The 18390-nt window shown below is 69.8% G+C and carries 17 protein-coding genes; 11 read left to right on the top strand and 6 right to left on the bottom strand.

Translation table 11 applies throughout. The annotated features are described in order from the left end of the window. Positions 1-451 (top strand): acyl-CoA dehydrogenase family protein (locus CCN39_RS07560; protein WP_279629563.1); only part of this gene is annotated, 451 nt, incomplete at its 5' end. Next, on the top strand, positions 448-879 hold the full coding sequence (locus tag CCN39_RS07555; RefSeq protein ID WP_086839724.1) for a winged helix-turn-helix transcriptional regulator: 432 nt from the start codon (positions 448-450) through the stop codon (positions 877-879). The genes CCN39_RS07560 and CCN39_RS07555, both read left to right, overlap by 4 nt. Here the strand turns inward: CCN39_RS07555 and CCN39_RS07550 are convergent. Beyond that, positions 876-2120: a D-alanyl-D-alanine carboxypeptidase family protein gene (locus tag CCN39_RS07550; RefSeq protein ID WP_086839722.1), complete on the bottom strand. Its 1245-nt coding sequence runs from the start codon at positions 2118-2120 to the stop codon at positions 876-878. The genes CCN39_RS07555 and CCN39_RS07550 overlap by 4 nt on opposite strands. 43 nt (positions 2121-2163) lie before the next feature. On the opposite strand from CCN39_RS07550, the gene CCN39_RS07545 reads away from it, so the two are divergent. Beyond that, complete coding sequence (locus tag CCN39_RS07545; RefSeq protein WP_086839720.1) at positions 2164-2403, top strand: SCO4848 family membrane protein; 240 nt, start codon at positions 2164-2166, stop codon at positions 2401-2403. Between the two features lie 70 nt (positions 2404-2473). Beyond that, entirely contained in the window at positions 2474-3871 is a 1398-nt protein-coding gene (locus CCN39_RS07540; protein ID WP_167455004.1) for a S8 family peptidase, read from the top strand. 275 nt (positions 3872-4146) lie between these two features. Here CCN39_RS07540 and CCN39_RS07535 read toward each other — a convergent pair whose 3' ends face one another. The 5 genes from CCN39_RS07535 to sdhC form a co-directional block, all read right to left on the bottom strand. After that, positions 4147-5061, bottom strand: coding sequence for a hypothetical protein (locus CCN39_RS07535; RefSeq protein ID WP_086839716.1), 915 nt, complete (start codon positions 5059-5061; stop codon positions 4147-4149). A gap of 130 nt (positions 5062-5191) precedes the next feature. Next, positions 5192-5962 carry a succinate dehydrogenase iron-sulfur subunit gene (locus CCN39_RS07530; RefSeq protein WP_086839713.1) on the bottom strand — a complete coding sequence of 257 codons (771 nt, stop codon included), beginning with the start codon at positions 5960-5962 and terminating at the stop codon, positions 5192-5194. Further along, complete coding sequence (gene sdhA / locus CCN39_RS07525) at positions 5962-7716, bottom strand: succinate dehydrogenase flavoprotein subunit (RefSeq protein ID WP_086839711.1); 1755 nt, start codon at positions 7714-7716, stop codon at positions 5962-5964. The genes CCN39_RS07530 and sdhA overlap by 1 nt, the downstream gene beginning before the upstream one ends. Positions 7717-7735: 19 nt before the next feature. Beyond that, positions 7736-8149: a succinate dehydrogenase hydrophobic membrane anchor subunit gene (locus tag CCN39_RS07520; RefSeq protein WP_086839710.1), complete on the bottom strand. Its 414-nt coding sequence runs from the start codon at positions 8147-8149 to the stop codon at positions 7736-7738. A 1-nt stretch (position 8150) separates the two neighbouring features. Next, complete coding sequence (sdhC, locus tag CCN39_RS07515) at positions 8151-8594, bottom strand: succinate dehydrogenase, cytochrome b556 subunit (protein ID WP_086839707.1); 444 nt, start codon at positions 8592-8594, stop codon at positions 8151-8153. A 395-nt stretch (positions 8595-8989) separates the two neighbouring features. Between sdhC and CCN39_RS07510 the strand changes: the two genes are divergently transcribed. The 7 genes from CCN39_RS07510 to CCN39_RS07480 all read left to right on the top strand — a co-directional run bounded on the left by CCN39_RS07510 (position 8990) and on the right by CCN39_RS07480 (position 18117). Further along, positions 8990-10981, top strand: a complete 1992-nt coding sequence (locus tag CCN39_RS07510) for an NPCBM/NEW2 domain-containing protein (RefSeq protein WP_086839705.1) — start codon at positions 8990-8992, stop codon at positions 10979-10981. A 321-nt stretch (positions 10982-11302) separates the two neighbouring features. Further along, positions 11303-12445 (top strand): BMP family lipoprotein, encoded by a 1143-nt coding sequence (locus CCN39_RS07505; RefSeq protein WP_086839703.1) that lies wholly within the window; start codon positions 11303-11305, stop codon positions 12443-12445. Positions 12446-12523: 78 nt separating this feature from the next. Next, the gene (locus tag CCN39_RS07500) at positions 12524-14095 is read left to right on the top strand and encodes an ABC transporter ATP-binding protein (protein WP_086839701.1); all 1572 of its coding nucleotides are present in this window, start codon (positions 12524-12526) and stop codon (positions 14093-14095) included. After that, positions 14092-15183, top strand: a complete 1092-nt coding sequence (locus CCN39_RS07495; RefSeq protein WP_086839699.1) for an ABC transporter permease — start codon at positions 14092-14094, stop codon at positions 15181-15183. Before CCN39_RS07500 ends, CCN39_RS07495 begins: the two co-directional genes overlap by 4 nt. Positions 15184-15215: 32 nt before the next feature. After that, positions 15216-16445 carry an ABC transporter permease gene (locus CCN39_RS07490; RefSeq protein ID WP_086839726.1) on the top strand — a complete coding sequence of 410 codons (1230 nt, stop codon included), beginning with the start codon at positions 15216-15218 and terminating at the stop codon, positions 16443-16445. A 2-nt stretch (positions 16446-16447) separates the two neighbouring features. Further along, entirely contained in the window at positions 16448-16837 is a 390-nt protein-coding gene (locus tag CCN39_RS07485) for a cytidine deaminase (RefSeq protein ID WP_086839697.1), read from the top strand. Then, complete coding sequence (locus CCN39_RS07480; protein ID WP_086839695.1) at positions 16834-18117, top strand: thymidine phosphorylase; 1284 nt, start codon at positions 16834-16836, stop codon at positions 18115-18117. Before CCN39_RS07485 ends, CCN39_RS07480 begins: the two co-directional genes overlap by 4 nt. Positions 18118-18390: the final 273 nt, after the last annotated feature.

The raw sequence follows: 18390 nt of genomic DNA, 5'->3' as shown, positions 1-18390 counted from the left end.
CGCCGCGCTGGGCAACGCGCGCGGCGCCATCGACGACCTCGTCGAGCTCGCCTCGACGCGCACACCGCTCGGCTCCAGCCGTTCGCTGGCCGAGCGGTCCGCGACCCAGGCCGCCGTCGCGGAGGCCGAAGCGGCGCTGCGTGCGGCGCGCCTCCTGTTCTACGGCAGCATCGACGACGCCTGGCAGGCCGCGCAGGGCCGCGAGCCGGTCCCGGACGCGCTCAAGCTGGGCCTCCGGCTGGCCGCGACGCATGTGACGCGCACCGCCGCGAAGGTCGCCGGAACCATGTACGACCTCGGCGGCGGCGCGGCGATCTACGAGCCTTCGCCGTTGCAGCGCCGGTTCCGCGACGCGCACACCGCGACCGCGCACTTCCAGGTCAACCCGGCCAGCTACGAACTGTCCGGCAAGCTCCTGCTGGGCGTCCCGGCCCGGACGGAACAGCTGTGATCGGCCACCGCTTCACCGCGGACTCGGTCGGCCGCGCGCTCGACCTGGTCGGCGAACGGTGGAGCCTGCTCATCCTGCGTGAGACCTTCTTCGGCGTGCGCCGCTACGGCGAGTTCGCGCGCAACCTGTCCATCCCGCGCCCGACGTTGTCCGCGCGGCTCAAGACCCTCGTCGACGCGGGCGTGCTCGAACGCGTCGATCCCGTGCCCGAATACGTGCTGACCGCCGCCGGGCGGGACCTCTTCGGCGCCGTCGTCACGCTCATGCAATGGGGCGACAAGCACCTCGCCGGCCCGGAGGGACCGCCGATCCTGCTGCGGCACAACGACTGCGGTGAGATCGCCGGGACGTACGTCGCCTGCGGGCACTGCGGTGGCGCGATCGCCACCGACCGGGTGACGCCGGAGCCGGGGCCCGGTTTCCGCTAGCTCTCGGCACCCTTGCGCCGGCGCCCGACCACGAACCCGCCGACGATGATCAGGAACACCACCAGCGTGATGATCCAGCCGGTGACGCCGAACGGGTCCTCCTTCGCCGCCGACGCGGCCGAGGACGTCCCGCTGTTGCCGGTGCCGCCGTCCGCCAGGTCGGACGACTCGCTGTCCGGCTGCGTCGCGGCCGGCGCCTGGTAGGTGATCTGGCCGACCGGCACGGCCCGGTCCTCCTCCAGCGCGAAGCCGTAGTCGAGCAGCTTCGCCGCCTGGTCGACCACCTTCGTCGGCTTCTGCTCGGCGCGCAGCATGACGACCGCGAGGCGCTTGCCCTTGCGCTGCGCCGCGCCCACGTAGGTGTGGCGGGCGTCGTCGGTGAAGCCGGTCTTGCCGCCGAGGAAGCCGGGGTAGACGCCGAGCAGCTTGTTGTCGTTGTAGACCGGGATGGCCGGTTTGCCGCCGGTCGGCGGGATCTCGAAGTTCTTCGTCGCGACGACCTTCGCGAACTCCGGCTGCTTCATCGCGTAGTGGAAGATCAGGCTGAGGTCGTAGGCCGAGGTCGACATGCCCGGCCCGTCCAGGCCCGACGGCGTCGCGGCGCGCGTGTCGAGCGCGCCGATCTTCGCGGCCAGCGCGTTCATCTTCGCCAGCGTGGCGTCGACGCCCCCGAGCGCCGTGGCGAACGCGTGCGCGGCGTCGTTGCCCGAGTGCATCAGCAGGCCGTGCAGCAGCTGGTCGACGGTGTACTGGCCGCCGGCGACGAGGCCGACGCAGGTGCACTCCTGCTCGGCGTCCTCCTTCGTCACGACGATCGGCTGCTGCGGGTCCAGGTCGGTGACGACGACCAGCGCGAGCAGCGTCTTGATCAGCGACGCGGGCCGCTGCCGGGCGTGCGGGTCCTTCGCCGCGACGACCGCGCCGGTGTCGAGGTCCTGCACCACCCACGACGCCGCGGTGTTGCCGTCCGGCGGGTTGAGCGCGCCGTCCGGGGTGATCAGGCCGCACTCGGCCATCCGGTTGCCGCCGATCGGGACCGGGGGCACCGCCAGCGGCGCCGGGGCCTGCTTGCCCGGCGCGGGCTTCTCCGACGTGTCGACCGGCGGCGGGGGAGCCTGGCGGTTCGCGCACTGCCCCTGCTGCGGCGCCGCGGCCGCCAGCGCCGGCGCGCTCAGGGCCAGGAGGGCGGCGGCGAGCGTCGTCGTGAAGACCTTGAGCGACCGGGAAACAACGGAGTGCACCCACGCAATCTAGCGCCGCGACCGCCGCCGCATACTCTGGGGCATGCGCATTTCACGCGGCACCTCGCTGTTCCTGCTGGCCTTCGGTGTGTGGTCGTGGATCATCTGGATCACCTTCGCCAAGAACCTGTGGGACAGCGACCGGGCCTGGACGCCCGACGGCTCGCCCACCGCCTACTTCGTGGTGCACGCCGTGCTGACCGTCGTTTCGTTCGTGCTCGGCACGATCATCGGCGTGCTCGGCTGGCGCGGCGTCCGCGCCGGTTCCCGCGTCGACGCCTGAATCCCCTCCTTGGTCGGTGGCGCGGGCCGACGGCCCGGTTTAGGTTGGCGCCACCGAACCTGGAGGTGGAATGTCCCGTTTACGTCGAATGGCGGCCCCGCTCGCGCTGGCCGTCGGAGGCGGCCTGTTCGCGGTGGCCCCGGCCGCGGAGGCCGCGCCGGTCGCCTGCGACACGACGAGCACGCCGTACACCTACGTCGTGACGTACCAGCCGGGCACCCCCGCGTCGGCCGTCGACAAGGAACTCGCGGCCAAGTGCGGCACGAAGGTCGCCTACTACGCCCCGATCGGCGTCGCGATCGCCAGCTCGCGCAACGCGGACTTCCAGCAGAAGATCGGCGTTTACCGCGCCTACTCGGGCGCCAAGGACGTGGCTTCGCAGGGTGCGGCGGCCTCGGCCCGTTCGCTGGGCGCGGTGCGGACGCTGGAGGACACCCGGTCCGTCGCCGCCGCCGGCGACCTGTCCGCGCAGCAGTGGGACATGAAGGCGATCCACGCGCCGGAGGCGAACAAGATCTACCAGGGCAGCCGTGCGGTGACGGTCGGCGTGCTCGACTCGGGCATCGAGGCGACGCACCCGGCGCTCAAGGCGGCCGTCGACGCTCGCTCGTCGGCGGGCTGCATCACCGGGGCGCCGGACCTTTCCCCGGCCTCCTGGGCCCCGACGACGTCGGACCACGGCACGCACGTGGCGGGCACGATCGCGGGCAAGGACCCGGCGGCGGGCTTCACGGGCGTCGCGCCGGGCGTGCGGCTGGCGTCGGTGAAGGTGGTCAACGACTCGGGCTACATCTTCCCGGAGTCGGCGGTCTGCGGCTTCGTCTGGGCGGCCGAGCACGGCTTCGCGGTGACGAACAACAGCTACTACATCGACCCGGGCATGTTCTACTGCCCGAAGCAGCCGGGCGACGCGGCGGCGTTCGAAGCGGTCCGCCGGGCGGTGGACTACTCGATGCGCAAGGGCGTGCTGAACGTGGCGGCGGCCGGCAACGACCACCTCGACACGACCAAGCCGGAGACCGACCCCAACCGGCCCCACCCGGTGGACTCGTCCTGCGAAATCCTCCCGGGAGGCCTCGACGGCGTCGTGAAGGTGTCGTCGGTCGGCTACGCGGGCACGAAGTCGAGCTTCAGCAACTACGGTGACGTCGACGTGACGGCCCCCGGCGGCGACTTCGGCCAGGTGCCGCCCGCCGGCTCGGGTCCCGCATGCCCGCTGTCGTCCGTGGTCGGCGGCCAGTACGGCGAGAAGTGCGGCACGTCGATGGCCTCCCCGCACGCCGCCGGTGTCGCGGCGCTGCTGGCCTCGCGCTTCCGCGGGGCGCCGCCGCGGTTCATCGAGCAGCTCCTGGAGAGCGAGGCCGACGTGGTGAAGTGCGCGGCCACCGAGACGGCGTGCACGGGCCCGGCGAAGAACAACTCGTACTACGGCCACGGCCTGGTCGACGCCCTGGACGCGGTGCGCTGACGAACGGGTGAACGGCCTCCTCGCCGACTCGGGCGGGGAGGCCGTTTCTCACCCGGCGTGATCATCCGACCGGGTGGATCCACGAGAAGACTTCACCCGGCCGCCGGTGTAGCCTGACCGGACCAACGGCCCCGAACAATGAGCCACGATTCGTCTGGCTCGGGAACGGATTTCCATGTCAGGCGGCTCCGAGACGGGTGGCAACTGATCTTCCGATCAGCCACCTCCGCCCGGACCGCCACAGGGGGTCCGGGCATTTTTTTGTTCGCCCCGGCTCAGCTCTGCGAATAGTCGGCGATGAATCCCATCCGGGTGTCCATCTCCGGCGCCTCCGCCGAGAACTCGACCACGATGTCCTGGCCGAGCCGGTGGCGCTGCAGGTTCTGCGCGCCCTGGTTGCGCACCTTGAACGCGGCGGGCACCCGGATGTTCCGGAAGACGACCCGGTGCTCGAACTTGCCGATCTCCTTGTTGAACAGCACGTCGAAACCCTCCGGGGCGGTGCCGTTCATCAGGTCGGCGGAATAGCCCGGCCAGTCCCATTCGACGGTGATCAGGTCACCGGCCTGGACCACCGGCCCCAGGTGGATGTAGATCTCCAGCTTCGGCTTCCCGCCCGGGGCGAACGTCCACACCGACGTGGCGTTGGCCCGCGTCCGCTCGTCGGCGTTGTCCTCGCCGGCGTGGTAGGCGCGGCAGCGGACCTTGCGCCGGTCGCGGTTGGTCAGCCGGGTGGTGCCGTAGTAGACCAGGTTGACCGACACGTACCTGAGCGTTCCGTTGGACGCGGCGTCGAGCACCAGATCCCGGCGGCAGTGCGCGTCGCCGTTTTCTTCGATGACGACTTCCTGCCGCCATTCCCGCACCGACAGCGGAGAGCTGGAATGCATGTGGTTCGCGTAGGTGTGCAGGAGCTGTTCGATGTGGTCGAGCTTGCCGCGAAGGCGCTGGGTGCCCGCGAAGGAAAGGGCGCTCACCAGCACGAACAGGCCGGCGGCCAGCGTCGCGAACGTGACGCGCAACCAGGTCAGGCCGAGCACCTGGCCGAGCAGGCCGACGGTGCCGAGGGAAGCGAGCGCCCCGGCGAGAGACCGGAAATAGCCGTAGCGGAAGACGTGTTCTTCGAGTTCTGCGACGAGCGGTGCGAGCCTGCGGGAAACAATCCGGCGAATCTCCGAACCAGCACCCATACGCTCGCATCCTGTGATCGGTGTCGACCCTTCAGGCTAGCCCAGCCCCACACCGTTGCCCAGGACAAAAGAATGGCGAAAGGCCCTCCGGCGGGAGTCGCCGGAGGGCCCTTCGGTGTTGCGGGAAAACTCAAACGCGCTTGAACAGCAGGGCGCGCTTCACTTCCTGGATCGCCTTGGTCACCTGGATCCCGCGCGGGCAGGCGTCCGTGCAGTTGAACGTCGTCCGGCAGCGCCAGACGCCCTCGCCGTCGTTGAGGATGTCCAGGCGCTCCTCGGCCCCCTCGTCGCGGGAGTCGAAGATGAACCGGTGGGCGTTCACGATCGCCGCCGGGCCGAAGTACGAGCCGTCGTTCCAGTACACCGGGCAGGACGACGTGCAGCACGCGCACAGGATGCACTTCGTCGTGTCGTCGAAGCGGTCGCGGTCGGCCTGGGACTGGATCCGCTCGCGCGTCGGCTCGTTGCCGTAGGTGATCAGGTACGGCTTGATCGCGCGGTACGCCTCGAAGAACGGGTCCATGTCGACGTAGAGGTCCTTCAACGTCGTCAGGCCCTTGATCGGGGCGATCGTGATCGTGGTCTTCTTGCCGCCGGACTCCAGCAGGTCCTTCATCAGGACCTTGCACGCCAGGCGGTTGATGCCGTTGATCTGCATCGCGTCAGACCCGCACACGCCGTGCGCGCACGACCGGCGGAACGAGAACGTCCCGTCGATGTAGTCCTTGACGTAGAACAGCAGGTTCAGCAGCCGGTCGGTGCGCTGCGCCGGGACGTCGTAGGACTCCCAGTGCGGCTCCGAATCCACCTCCGGGTTGAACCGGAGGATCTTCAGCGTGACCGTGATCGGCGTGTGCTCGTCCGAAGCGGCCGGAGCGTCTTCAGTGGTTGCCGCAGTCATCAGTACTTCCGCTCCATCGGCTCGTAGCGGGTGAAGGTGACCGGCTTGTAGTCCAGCCGGATGTCGGACGACAGACCCGAGCCCTGCTTGTAGGCCATGGTGTGCCGCATGAAGTTCGTGTCGTCGCGGGTCGGGTAGTCCTCGCGGGCGTGGCCGCCGCGGGACTCCTTGCGCGCCAGCGCGCCCACGATGAGGACCTCGGCCAGCTCCAGCAGGAAGCCCAGTTCGACGGCTTCCAGCAGGTCGGTGTTGTACCGCTTGCCCTTGTCCGACACGGTGATCCGCTGGTACCGCTCCTTGAGCGCCTGGATGTCGGTCAGCGCCTGCTTCAGCGTGTCCTCGGTCCGGTACACCGACGCGTGCGAGTCCATCGTCTGCTGCATTTCCTTGCGGATGTCGGCGACGCGCTCGTCGCCGTGCTCCGACAGCAGGCCCGCCAGCTGCTCCTCGACCAGCGCGGTCGGGTTCTCCGGCAGCTCGACGTGCTCGTGCGCCAGCGCGTACTCCGCGGCGGCGATGCCGGCGCGGCGGCCGAACACGTTGATGTCGAGCAGCGAGTTCGTGCCGAGCCGGTTCGAGCCGTGCACGGACACGCACGCGACCTCGCCCGCGGCGTACAGGCCGGGGATGACGTTCTCGTTGTCCCGCAACGCTTCGCCGTGGATGTTGGTCGGGATGCCGCCCATCACGTAGTGGCAGGTCGGGAAGACCGGCACCGGCTCCTTCACCGGGTCGACGCCCAGGTAGGTCCGGGAGAACTCCATGATGTCCGGGAGCTTCGCGTTCAGCGTCTCCTCGGGGATGTGCGTGACGTCCAGAACGACGTAGTCCTTGTTCGGGCCGCAACCCCGGCCCTGCAGCACTTCCTGCACCATCGAGCGCGCCACGATGTCGCGCGGCGCCAGGTCCTTGATGGTGGGGGCGTAGCGCTCCATGAACCGCTCGCCGGAGGCGTTGCGCAGGATCCCGCCCTCGCCGCGGACGGCTTCGGAGATGAGGATGCCCAGGCCCGCGAGGCCGGTCGGGTGGAACTGGAAGAACTCCATGTCCTCCAGCGGGAGGCCCTTGCGGAAGATGATGCCGAGGCCGTCACCGGTGAGGGTGTGCGCATTCGACGTCGTCTTGAAGATCTTGCCCGCGCCGCCGGTGGCGAACACGATCGACTTCGCCTGGAAGACGTGCAGCTCGCCGGTGGCCAGCTCGTAGGCGACGACGCCGGAGGCGACCGGGTTGCCGTTCTCGTCCGGGGTGGTGACGAGGTCGAGCACGTAGAACTCGTTGAAGAACTCCGTGCCGTACTTGACGCAGTTCTGGTACAGCGTCTGCAGGATCATGTGCCCGGTGCGGTCCGCGGCGTAGCAGGCGCGGCGGACCGCGGCCTTGCCGTGGTCACGCGTGTGCCCGCCGAAGCGGCGCTGGTCGATCTTGCCTTCGGGCGTGCGGTTGAACGGCAGGCCCATCTTCTCGAGGTCGAGGACCGCGTCGATGGCCTCCTTCGCCATGATCTCGGCGGCGTCCTGGTCGACCAGGTAGTCGCCGCCCTTGATCGTGTCGAAGGTGTGCCACTCCCAGTTGTCCTCTTCGACGTTCGCCAGCGCGGCGCACATGCCGCCCTGGGCCGCGCCGGTGTGGGACCGGGTCGGGTAGAGCTTGGTGAGGACCGCGGTGCGGGCGCGCTGGCCGGACTCGATGGCCGCGCGCATCCCGGCGCCGCCGGCGCCGACGATCACCACGTCGTACTTGTGGAACTGCATCGAAAAAGTCTCCGTGGCTTCAGTTCGCGGGCATGTTCGGGTCGAAGGTGAAGATCACCATCGTGCCGACGGCCAGGATCAGCACCATCGAGACGTACAGCAGGATCTTCAGCCAGAACCGCGTGCTGTCCTTGCGCGCGTAGTCGTCGATGATGGTGCGCAGGCCGTTGCCGCCGTGGATCTCGGCGAGCCAGAGCATGGCCAGGTCCCAGAACTGCCAGAACGGCGAGGCCCAGCGGCCGGCGACGAAGCCCCAGTTGATCCGGTGCACACCGCCGTCGAGGATGTTCATGATCAGCAGGTGGCCGAGCACCAGGATGACCAGCGCCAGCCCGGAGATCCGCATGAACAGCCAGCTGTAGAGCTCGAAGTTGCTCCGGCGGGCGGCCGGGCGCTTCGGGGCGCGGGGGTTGGCGAGCGCGAGGTCGGCCATGTCAGTTACCCCCGAAGAGCATCTCGGCGGTGCGCTTCAGCATGAAGAACGCACCGGGGACCATCACCACGACCCAGACCACGCCGATCACCCACGTCATGGCCTTCTGCAGCTGCGGGCCCTTCGACCAGAAGTCGACCAGCATGACGCGGATGCCGTTCAGCGCGTGGAACAGCACCGCGCCGACCAGGCCGACCTCCAGGAGGTTGACGATCGGCGTCTTGTAGGTCTCGATGACCTGGTCGTACGTGTTCGGCGACACGCGCACCAGCGCGGTGTCGAGCACGTGCACGAACAGGAAGAAGAATGTGAGCACGCCGGTGATGCGGTGCAGGACCCAGGACCACATGCCGGGGTCACCCCGGTAGAAGGTCCCCTGCCGGCGTGAGGCACCCGCCCGATCGCTCGCGCCTGCCGCTGTGGCAGTGCTCGCCGTGGTGGACATCGGTGAACGGCCTCCAACGTCTGACTGTGCGCCCGGTGGCCGGTGAGGTCCGCTGTCGCCGCGGGAACGGCGGCTGTGCCGAGATCAACGTCATCGAGCCTGGATGAATCGGATGCTAGACCCGCACCCGGAAGGCGGCTCACCTCCGGGTTCCCCTCTGTGATGGACCAGACACCGGCACTCCCGCACCGCCACCCGGCGGTGTGGTGCAGCGCACTCGGTGGCGCCACGGCTTTCCCTGTCCCGCTCACCGGTCATCGGACCTCTGAGAGATCTGATATCTGATGCGCTACGCCGAACGGCTGGTGGTTTCCGTCTGTCATTGACCAACTGGCACCCCGTCCCTAGCGTCGCTCGGGCAAACATCGGATCTCTCACGATGGGGTGACGTTCTGGTGCGACGACTCGGCCTGGTGATCGCCGTCGCGGCTCTGCTGCCCGTGGTGTCGGTCACGCCCGCGCAAGCGCTGCCCGGCGGACTGGCGCTGACGCCTCCGATGGGCTTCAACAACTGGAACACCACCGGGTGCGCCGTCGACGAGCGGCTCATCCGCGACACCGCCGACATCTTCGTCGACAAAGGACTCAAGGCCGCCGGCTACGAGTACGTCAACGTCGACGACTGCTGGGCCGAGCCGGAGCGCGACGCCGACGGGCGCATGCAGGCGAACAAGGCCCGGTTCCCCAGCGGCATCAAGGCACTGGCCGACTACGTCCACTCGAAAGGGCTGAAGTTCGGCATCTACACCAGCGCGGGCACGCTGACCTGCGCGAAAACGATGCCCGGCGCCCTCGACCACGAAGACGTCGACGCGCAGACGTTCGCGGACTGGGGCGTCGACTACCTCAAGTACGACAACTGCAACAACCAGGGCCGCCCCGCGCTCGAGCGCTACACGAAGATGCGCGACGCGCTGAAGAAGACCGGTCGCCCGATCGTGTACTCGCTCTGCGAGTGGGGCGAGAACAAGCCGTGGACGTGGGGCGCCGACGTCGGGCACCTGTGGCGGACCACCGGCGACATCAAGGACAACTGGGCCAAGATGCTCCAGATCCTCAAGGCGAACGCGCCGCTCGCGCCGTACGCCGGGCCGGGGCACTGGAACGATCCCGACATGCTCGAGGTCGGCAACGGCGGGATGACGACCGAGGAGTACCGCTCGCACTTCTCGCTGTGGGCGATGATGGCCGCGCCGCTGCTCATCGGGGCCGACCTGCGCAAGGTGTCGCCGGCGAACTTCGACGTCCTGCGCAACACCGAGGTCATCGCGCTCGACCAGGACCGCCGCGGCGTCCAGGCCCGCGTGCTGTCCAACCAGGACGGACACTGGGTGTTCGCCAAGCCCCTCGCGGACGGCGACGTGGCGATCGCGCTGTTCAACGAGACGACGTCGAGCGCCGCGATCGGCACCACCGCGGCCGCCGCCGGGCTGCCCCGGTCCGCGGGCTACACGGCGCGAGACCTCTGGGCCCACCGCGACCTCCAGACGGCGGGCCGGATCTCCGCGGTCGTCCCGCCGCACGCGACGGTCGTCTACCGGGTGCACGCGGGCGGCTCGTGGTGGCGGAACGCGCCGCTGGTGAGTACGGGCGTCGAGGTTGCGGCCCCGATCCCGGGTGTGCCGGGCGAGATCACGCCCGCCGGGAAGCCCTTCGAGGTCACGGTGTCGGCGACCGACGAAGCCCGCGTCCCGGTGTTCGACCCGCGCGTGACGCTCACCGCGCCCGCAGGCTGGCGCGTCGAGCAGGTGGCGCGGCCACGGGCCGTCGTGCTCGGCACCGGCGAGACCGCGGCCGGCCGCTGGCGGGTGACCCCGCCCGCCGGGACCGAGGGCACGGCGGCGGTGCTGCGCGGCGGCGTCACCTACCGCGGGCTCGGGTTCGGGCAGGTCACCTGGTCCGGTGAACAACAGCTGACCGTGCCCGCGGCACCGCCCACGACGTCCGCGTGGGCCAGCGACCTGCGCTGGGCGGCGGAGAAGAACGGCTACGGCCCGGTCGAGCGGGACATGTCCAACGGCAGCATCCCGGCCGGCGACGGAAAGCCGCTGACCGTCAACGGCGTCGTCTACCCGAAGGGCCTGGGCGCGCACGCGCCGAGCGAAGTCGTGTTCTACCTCGGCGGCCGCTGCACAGCGTTCACCACGGACGTCGGCGTCGACGACGAGCGCGAGGCGACCAACAAGCAGGGCTCGGCGACGTTCGAGGTCTACGCCGACGGGGTGAAGGCAGCGGCCACCGGCGTCCGCACGTGGCAGGACCCGGCGGTGCCGCTGGCGGCGGACCTCCACGGGGCGCAGTACCTGCGGCTGGTCGTCACCGACGGCGGGGACGGCAACTCCTACGACCGCAGCGACTGGGCCGCCGCCCGGCTCACCTGCGGCTGATTCTGCGTCATCTCACAGAGTGACCGGGCTGGTCCATCCTTCGGTCAGCCCGGCACACTCCGTGACACGGACCGGTATTTCCGCCGCCCCAAAGCGAAAGAACCCGCCGAAAGTAGCCTTGAGTAGGCTCGATGATCACGTTCGGTGTCCGGTTCGTCGCGCGTGCGACTCGTGAGTAAACGTTTGTGTTACGTAGCGTGCCTTTCCTATGGCGCATTCCGGTCCGGCGGGTACGGTCTGGCGGTCGACCCGGCAGTAGGGCCGGGCCGTGCCCTTGACCATCCGCTGGATCAGCGGGGAGGGAGACACACGTTGCGTCGCATGCGTGGAACCGCGCTGGCCGCCGCGGCCATGGCCGGGGTGCTCACCCTGGCCGGGTGCGCCAAGGATTCCGGCGGTGGTAACAGCTCGAACAACACCGCGGCCTCGACGGGCGGTTCCGACTGCGTCACCGCGCAGAAGCCGCCGGCCGCGCCCGCCGCCGCGAGCAGCTCGACCGCCGCCGGGGCGAAGGTCGACGGCAGCAAGCTGAAGATCGGCCTGGCCTTCGACGTCGGCGGCCGGGGCGACGCGTCGTTCAACGACGCCGCCGCCGCGGGTACCGACAAGGCGAAGGCCGACCTCGGCGTGACGACGGTCAGCGAGAGCACCGCCTCCGCCAGCGAGGCCGAGTCGGCCAAGCAGCAGCGCCTCGACCAGATGGCCTCCTCGGGCCTGAACCCGATCATCGCGGTCGGCTTCGCCTACGCGCCGTCGGTCAAGGTCGTCGCGGCCAAGTACCCGAACACGAAGTTCGCGATCGTCGACGACGACTCGATCACGCTGCCGAACGTGACGCCGCTGGTCTTCGCCGAGGAGCAGGGCTCGTTCCTGGCCGGCGTCGCCGCCGCGTACAAGAGCAAGAACTGCCACATCGGCTTCGTCGGCGGTGTCAACACCCCGCTGATCCAGAAGTTCGAGGCCGGCTTCCTGCAGGGCGCGAAGACGGTTTCGTCCAAGATCAAGATCGAGGACGAGTACCTGACCCCGGCCGGTGACTTCTCCGGGTTCCAGGACCCGCCGAAGGGCAACGCGAAGGCCGCAGCCGAGATCGCCAAGGGCGCGGACGTCATCTACCACGCCGCGGGCGCCTCGGGCAAGGGTGTCTTCGACGCCGCGAAGGCGGGCAACGCGCTGGCCATCGGGGTCGACTCCGACCAGTACAACCAGAAGACCGTCGAGGCCGACAAGGACGTCATCATCACGTCCATGCTCAAGCGCGTCGACGTCGCGGTGTTCGACTACGTGCAGGCCGTCGCCAAGGGTGACACGAGTGGCCTGCCGAAGCGGTTCGACCTCAAGGTCGACGGCGTCGGCTACGCCACCTCCGGTGGCAAGATCGACGACATCAAGGACGTCCTGGACGGCTACAAGGCCCAGATCATCTCGGGTGCCATCACCGTTTCGGACAAGCCGCAGAAGTAGCTCACAACGCGTCGGGGCTCGGAGGATTTCTTCCTCCGGGCCCCTCACGCGTTCCAGAGATATGGAATTCTCCCGCCCATGAGCACAGCCGAGGCCCCGGCCGAGGCCGTCCCCGACCGGGGCGCCCCCGCCGTCCAGCTGACCGGGATCACCAAGCGCTTTCCCGGCGTGGTGGCCAACTCCGACGTCAACCTCACCGTCGCCGCCGGCGAGGTGCACGCCATCTGTGGCGAGAACGGCGCCGGCAAGTCCACCCTGATGAAGATCCTGTACGGCATGCAGCCGCCGGACGAGGGCACCATCGCGATCAACGGCGAAGAGGTGAAGCTGCGCAACCCGCAGGACGCCATCCGCGCCGGCATCGGCATGGTGCACCAGCACTTCATGCTCGCCGACAACCTCACCGTCGGCGAGAACGTCTTCCTCGGCGCCGAGGGCCTGCACGGCATCGGCCGCGCCGCCCGCGCGCGGCTGGCCGAGCTCGCCGAGCGGACCGGCCTGCACGCGAAGCCGGAGACGCTGCTGGAAGAGCTCGGCGTCGCCGACCGCCAGCGCGTCGAGATCGTCAAGGTGCTCTACCGCGGGGCGAAGATCATCATCCTGGACGAGCCGACCGCGGTGCTCGTCCCGCAGGAGGTCGACGCGCTCTTCGAGACCGTGCGGGAGATGAAGGACGGCGGCTACACGTTCCTGTTCATCTCGCACAAGCTCGACGAGGTCCGCGCGATCGCCGACACCGTCACGGTGATCCGGCGCGGCACCACCGTCGGCACCGCCGACCCGAAGACCATCACCTCCCGCCAGCTCGCGGAGATGATGGTCGGCTCGGAGCTGCCCAGCCCGGAGACCCGCGAGTCCACGGTCACCGACCGGGACGTGCTGCGGCTGACCGGGCTGACGCTCGGCGCCGAGGGCTCGGACCGCAACGCGCTCGACGACGTCTCCTTCACCGTGCACGCGGGCGAGGTGCTGGGCGTCGCCGGCGTCGAGGGCAACGGCCAGACCGAGCTCGTCGAGACGATCATGGGCATGCGCAAGCCGTCCGGCGGCACGATCGAGCTGGTCGACGCCGACGGCAAGGCCCGCGACATCACGAAGGCGGGCACGCTCGCGCGGCGCGAGGCCGGCATCGGCTACATCGCCGAGGACCGCACGCGGCACAGCCTGCTGCTCACGCAACCGTTGTGGGTCAACCGGATCCTCGGCTACCAGACCCGCGAACCGGTCTCCAAAGGACAGTTGCTCGACATCGCGGGCGCCCGCGCGGACACCGAGCGGATCGTGCGCGACTACGACGTCCGCACGCCCGGCATCGACGTCCCGGCCGCGGCCCTCTCGGGCGGCAACCAGCAGAAGCTGATCGTCGGGCGGGAGCTGTCGGGCAACCCGGTGCTGCTCATCGCGTCGCACCCCACGCGCGGGGTCGACGTCGGCGCGCAGGCGCTGATCTGGGAGAACATCCGCCAGGCCCGCGCGGCCGGCCTCGCCGTGCTGCTCATCTCGGCCGACCTCGACGAGCTGATCGGCCTGTCGGACACGATCCGCGTCATGCTGCGCGGGCGGCTCGTCACCGAGGCCGACCCGGCCACCGTGACGCCGCAGGAACTGGGCTCGGCGATGACCGGCGCCGGAGAGGGTGACGGGGAATGACTTCCTGGCGCACGAAACTGCTGCCGCCGCTGCTGGCGATCGTCTTCGCCGTGCTGCTGTCGGCGATCGCGCTGATCATCTCCGGGGCCGACCCGCTGCAGGCGTACGGCACGATGATCGGCCAGATGTTCAAGGGCTCGACCGCGGTCGACACCGTGAACCTCGCGACCGTCTACTACCTGTCCGGGCTCGCGGTGGCCATCGGCTTCCAGATGAACCTCTTCAACATCGGGGTCGAGGGCCAGTACCGGTTCGCCGCCGTCGTCGCCGCCATCGCCGGTGGCGCGATGAAGTTGCCGCCGGTGATCCACGTGCTCGCGATCCTGGTGGTCGCGGTCGTCGCGGGCATGGCCTACGCGGCGGTCCCGGCGATCCTCAAGGTGACCCGCGGGGTCAGCGAGGTCATCTCGACGATCATGCTCAACGCGATCGTCGCCGGGATCATCGCCTTCCTCATCAACGCCGACCAGTTCGGCGTGCAGACCGGCAACAACATCGGGACCCGCGTGATCGAGCCGTCCGGCCGGATCCCGGGCATCCCGCTCGGCTCGGGCACGCTGTTCGGGTTCGTCTTCATCGCGGCCGTCGTCGGTGGCGCCTACTGGTTCATGCTCAACCGCACGCGGTTCGGCTTCGAGCTGAAGGCGTCCGGCGAGTCCACCACGGCGGCCGCCGCGGGTGGCGTCAACGCCAAGAAGATGACGCTGATCGCAATGCTGCTCTCCGGTGGCGTCGCCGGCCTGGTCGCCATGCCGGAGCTGCTCGGCCGCGACTACAGCTACGGCATCACCGCGACGCAGATGTACGGCTTCACCGGCATCGCGGTCGCGCTGCTCGGCCGCAACCACCCCGGCGGCATCGCGCTCGGCGCGCTGCTGTGGGCGTTCCTCGACACCTCCGCGGTGTCGCTGGAGCAGATCAACGTGTCCAAGGAGATCGCGACGATCATGCAGGGCATCATCGTGCTGTCGGTCGTCGTGGCGTACGAGATCGTGCGACGCGCCGACCTCGCGGCCGAACAACGGAGGGTGGGCCGCGCGCTCGCCGGCCGCAAGGGTTCCTCGGTCGCCGAAGGGGGTGCGGTGTGATCACCGACGTCGCTCCCGAATCCGGCTCGACCATGCCGGTGCAGCGCAAGCGGGGCCGGATCCCCGGCTGGCTGCGCGGCGTGATCTGGGCCGTGGTCGCCATCGCCGTCATCTCGACGGCGTCCTACTCCACCGGCGTCGCCGCGCTGACGTCGTCGAACACCGCGCAGACGGCGTTGCGCCTGGCGCTGCCGATCCTGCTGTGCGCGCTGGGCGGCCTGTGGGCCGAACGCGCGGGCGTGGTGAACATCGGTCTCGAGGGCATGATGATCCTCGGGACCTGGGGCGCGGCCTGGGGTTCGTACTACGGCGGCGTGTGGGCCGGGCTGCTGGCCGCGCTGGTGTTCGGCGCGCTGGGCGGGCTGCTGCACGCGGTGGCGACGGTGACGTTCAACGTCAACCACATCGTCTCCGGCGTCGCGATCAACCTGCTCGGCCTGGGCGTCACCAAGTACCTGGCGAACCTCGTCTTCGCGCCGATCTCCGGCAACCCGCGGCAGTCGCCGGTGGTGCCGAAGTTCGACACCTACTCGGCGACGTTCCTCTCGGACTGGCTGGGCGACCTGGAGAAGGAGCAGCGCGTCGGGATCTCCGACGTCGCCGGCATCCTGCGCGGGCTCGTCACCGAGGTGGCGCCGCTGACGATGCTCGCGATCATCCTGGTGCCGGTGAGCTTCTGGGTGCTCTGGCGGACGCGCTTCGGCCTGCGGCTGCGGTCGTGCGGCGAGAACCCGGTGGCCGCCGAGTCCCTCGGCGTGAACGTCTACCTGCACAAGTACGTCGCCGTGATCGTCTCGGGCGCGTTCGCCGGCATGGGTGGCGCTTCGCTGGTGCTGCTGCGCGGCGGCGCGGACTACCTGGAGAACCAGACGAACGGCCGCGGGTACATCGGCCTCGCGGCGATGATCTTCGGCAACTGGCGGCCGGGCGGCCTGCTCGGCGGCGCGGCGCTGTTCGGCTACGCGGACGGCCTCCAGCTCGCCGGCGGTGGCGAAGCGGTGCTCGCGCTGCTGTACGGCGCGGTGATCCTGGTCGCCGTGATCGTCGTCGTGCAGCTGTTCCGCCGGCAGTGGATCGCGGCCGGGCTCGGCGTCGTCGGCGCGGGCGTGCTGTATGCGATCTACTGGTCGAACGACACGCTGCCGTCGGACCTGATCCCGTACACCGCGCACTTCGTGACGCTGATCGTGCTGGCGGTGGCTTCGCAGCGGCTGCGGCCGCCGAAGGCCGACGGGCAGCCGTACCGACGGGGTGAGGACTGACAGTGTCTACAGTGGACTGGGACGCCCTGCGTGCTCAGGCGATCGAAGCGGCTTCCCATGCCTACGCGCCTTATTCGGGGCTGCACGTGGGGGTGGCCGGGATCGTCGACGACGGCCGGGTCGTGACCGGGTGCAACGTCGAAAACGCTTCCTACGGGCTCGGGCTGTGCGCGGAGTGCACGATGGCCGGGCAGCTGCGGCTGTCCGGCGGCGGGCGGCTGGTCGCCGTCGCGTGCCGCAGCGGCGCGGGTGACCTGCTGATGCCGTGCGGGCGCTGCCGGCAGATCCTGTTCGAGCTGGGCGGGTCTTCGTGCCTGGTGGACACGCCCAGCGGGATCCTGCCGATGTCCGACGTCCTGCCGGACGCCTTCGGCCCGGACGACCTGCCGTGAGCGCGTTCGCGGCGGTCGACGTCATCCGGACCAAGCGGGACGGCGGGACCCTTTCCGACGAGCAGATCGACTGGGTCGTCGACGCCTACACCCGCGGTGACGTGGCCGAAGAGCAGATGTCGGCGCTGGCCATGGCGATCTTCCTGCGGGGGATGACCTCGGCGGAGATCTCGCGGTGGACGCACGCGATGATCGCGTCGGGGGAGCGGCTGTCGCTTTCGGTGTCGCGCCCGACGGTGGACAAGCACTCGACGGGCGGGGTCGGCGACAAGATCACGCTGCCGCTGGCGCCCCTGGTGGCGGCGTGCGGCGCGGCGGTGCCGCAGCTGTCCGGCCGCGGGCTCGGCCACACCGGCGGGACGCTCGACAAGCTGGAGTCGATCCCGGGCTGGCGAGCGGCACTGTCCACTTCGGAGATTCAGGCGCAGCTGGAAGACGTCGGCGCGGTGGTCTGCGCGGCGACGTCCGGGCTGGCCCCGGCGGACAAGAAGCTGTACGCGCTGCGGGACGTGACCTCGACGGTGGAGTCGATCCCGCTGATCGCCAGCTCGATCATGAGCAAGAAGATCGCGGAGGGCGCGTCCGGGCTGGTCCTGGACGTGAAGTTCGGGTCGGGCGCGTTCATGAAGACGCTCGACCAGGCGCGTTCGCTGGCTTCGGCGTTGACGTCGATCGGCGCCGACCACGGCGTCCCGACGACGGCGTTGCTGACCGACATGAACGTCCCGCTGGGCCGGGCGGTCGGGAACGCGGTCGAGGTCGCGGAGTCGGTCGACGTGCTTCAGGGTGGCGGCCCCTCGGACGTGGTCGCGCTGACCGTGGCGTTGGCCCGGGAGATGCTGGCCCTGGCCGGTATCTCCGCCGACCCCGCGGCCGTGCTGGCTTCCGGTGAGGCGTACGAGGTCTGGTGCCGGATGATCGCGGCCCAGGGCGGCGACCCTGCGGCCCCGCTGCCCACGCCCGCTCACGTGCACACGGTCGTCGCTCCGGATTCGGGCGTCCTGGCGTCGCTGGACGCGTACGCGGTGGGCGTCGCGGCGTGGCGCCTAGGTGCGGGCCGGGCCCGCAAGGAGGACCCGGTCCAGGCCGCGGCGGGCATCCTGTGCCTGGCCAAGCCCGGGGACCCGGTCTCGGCAGGCGACCCCTTGCTGGAGCTCCACACGGACACCCCCGACGCGGTCCCGGCAGCCCTGGAGGCCCTGGAAGGCAGCTTCACAATCGCCGCGTCGGCCCCCACCCCGGCCCCAATCGTCGTGGAGACCCTCCGCAGCCAGCCGTGATGTGACGATCGTCGCGAAGATGATCACCCGTCCGAGTGACACCCAACCCCGTAACCCGCGTGATCAGAGCCGTAACTCACGTGATCAAGCCCGGATCTCGCGTGTTTGAGCCCGGATCTCGCGTGATCGAGCCCGTCACGGCTCCAATCACGCGAGTTCCGGCTCCAATCACGCGAGTTCCGGCTCCAGACACGCGAGTTCCGGGTTCAGTCACGCGAGTTACGGCCTGGATCACGCGAGAAGGCCCCCGCCGGCGTACCGGTGGGGGCCTTC

This window comes from Amycolatopsis kentuckyensis, assembly GCF_002155975.1.
Taxonomy (GTDB): Bacteria; Actinomycetota; Actinomycetes; order Mycobacteriales; family Pseudonocardiaceae; genus Amycolatopsis; species Amycolatopsis kentuckyensis.
This window is presented reverse-complemented; position numbering and strand designations above follow the sequence as displayed.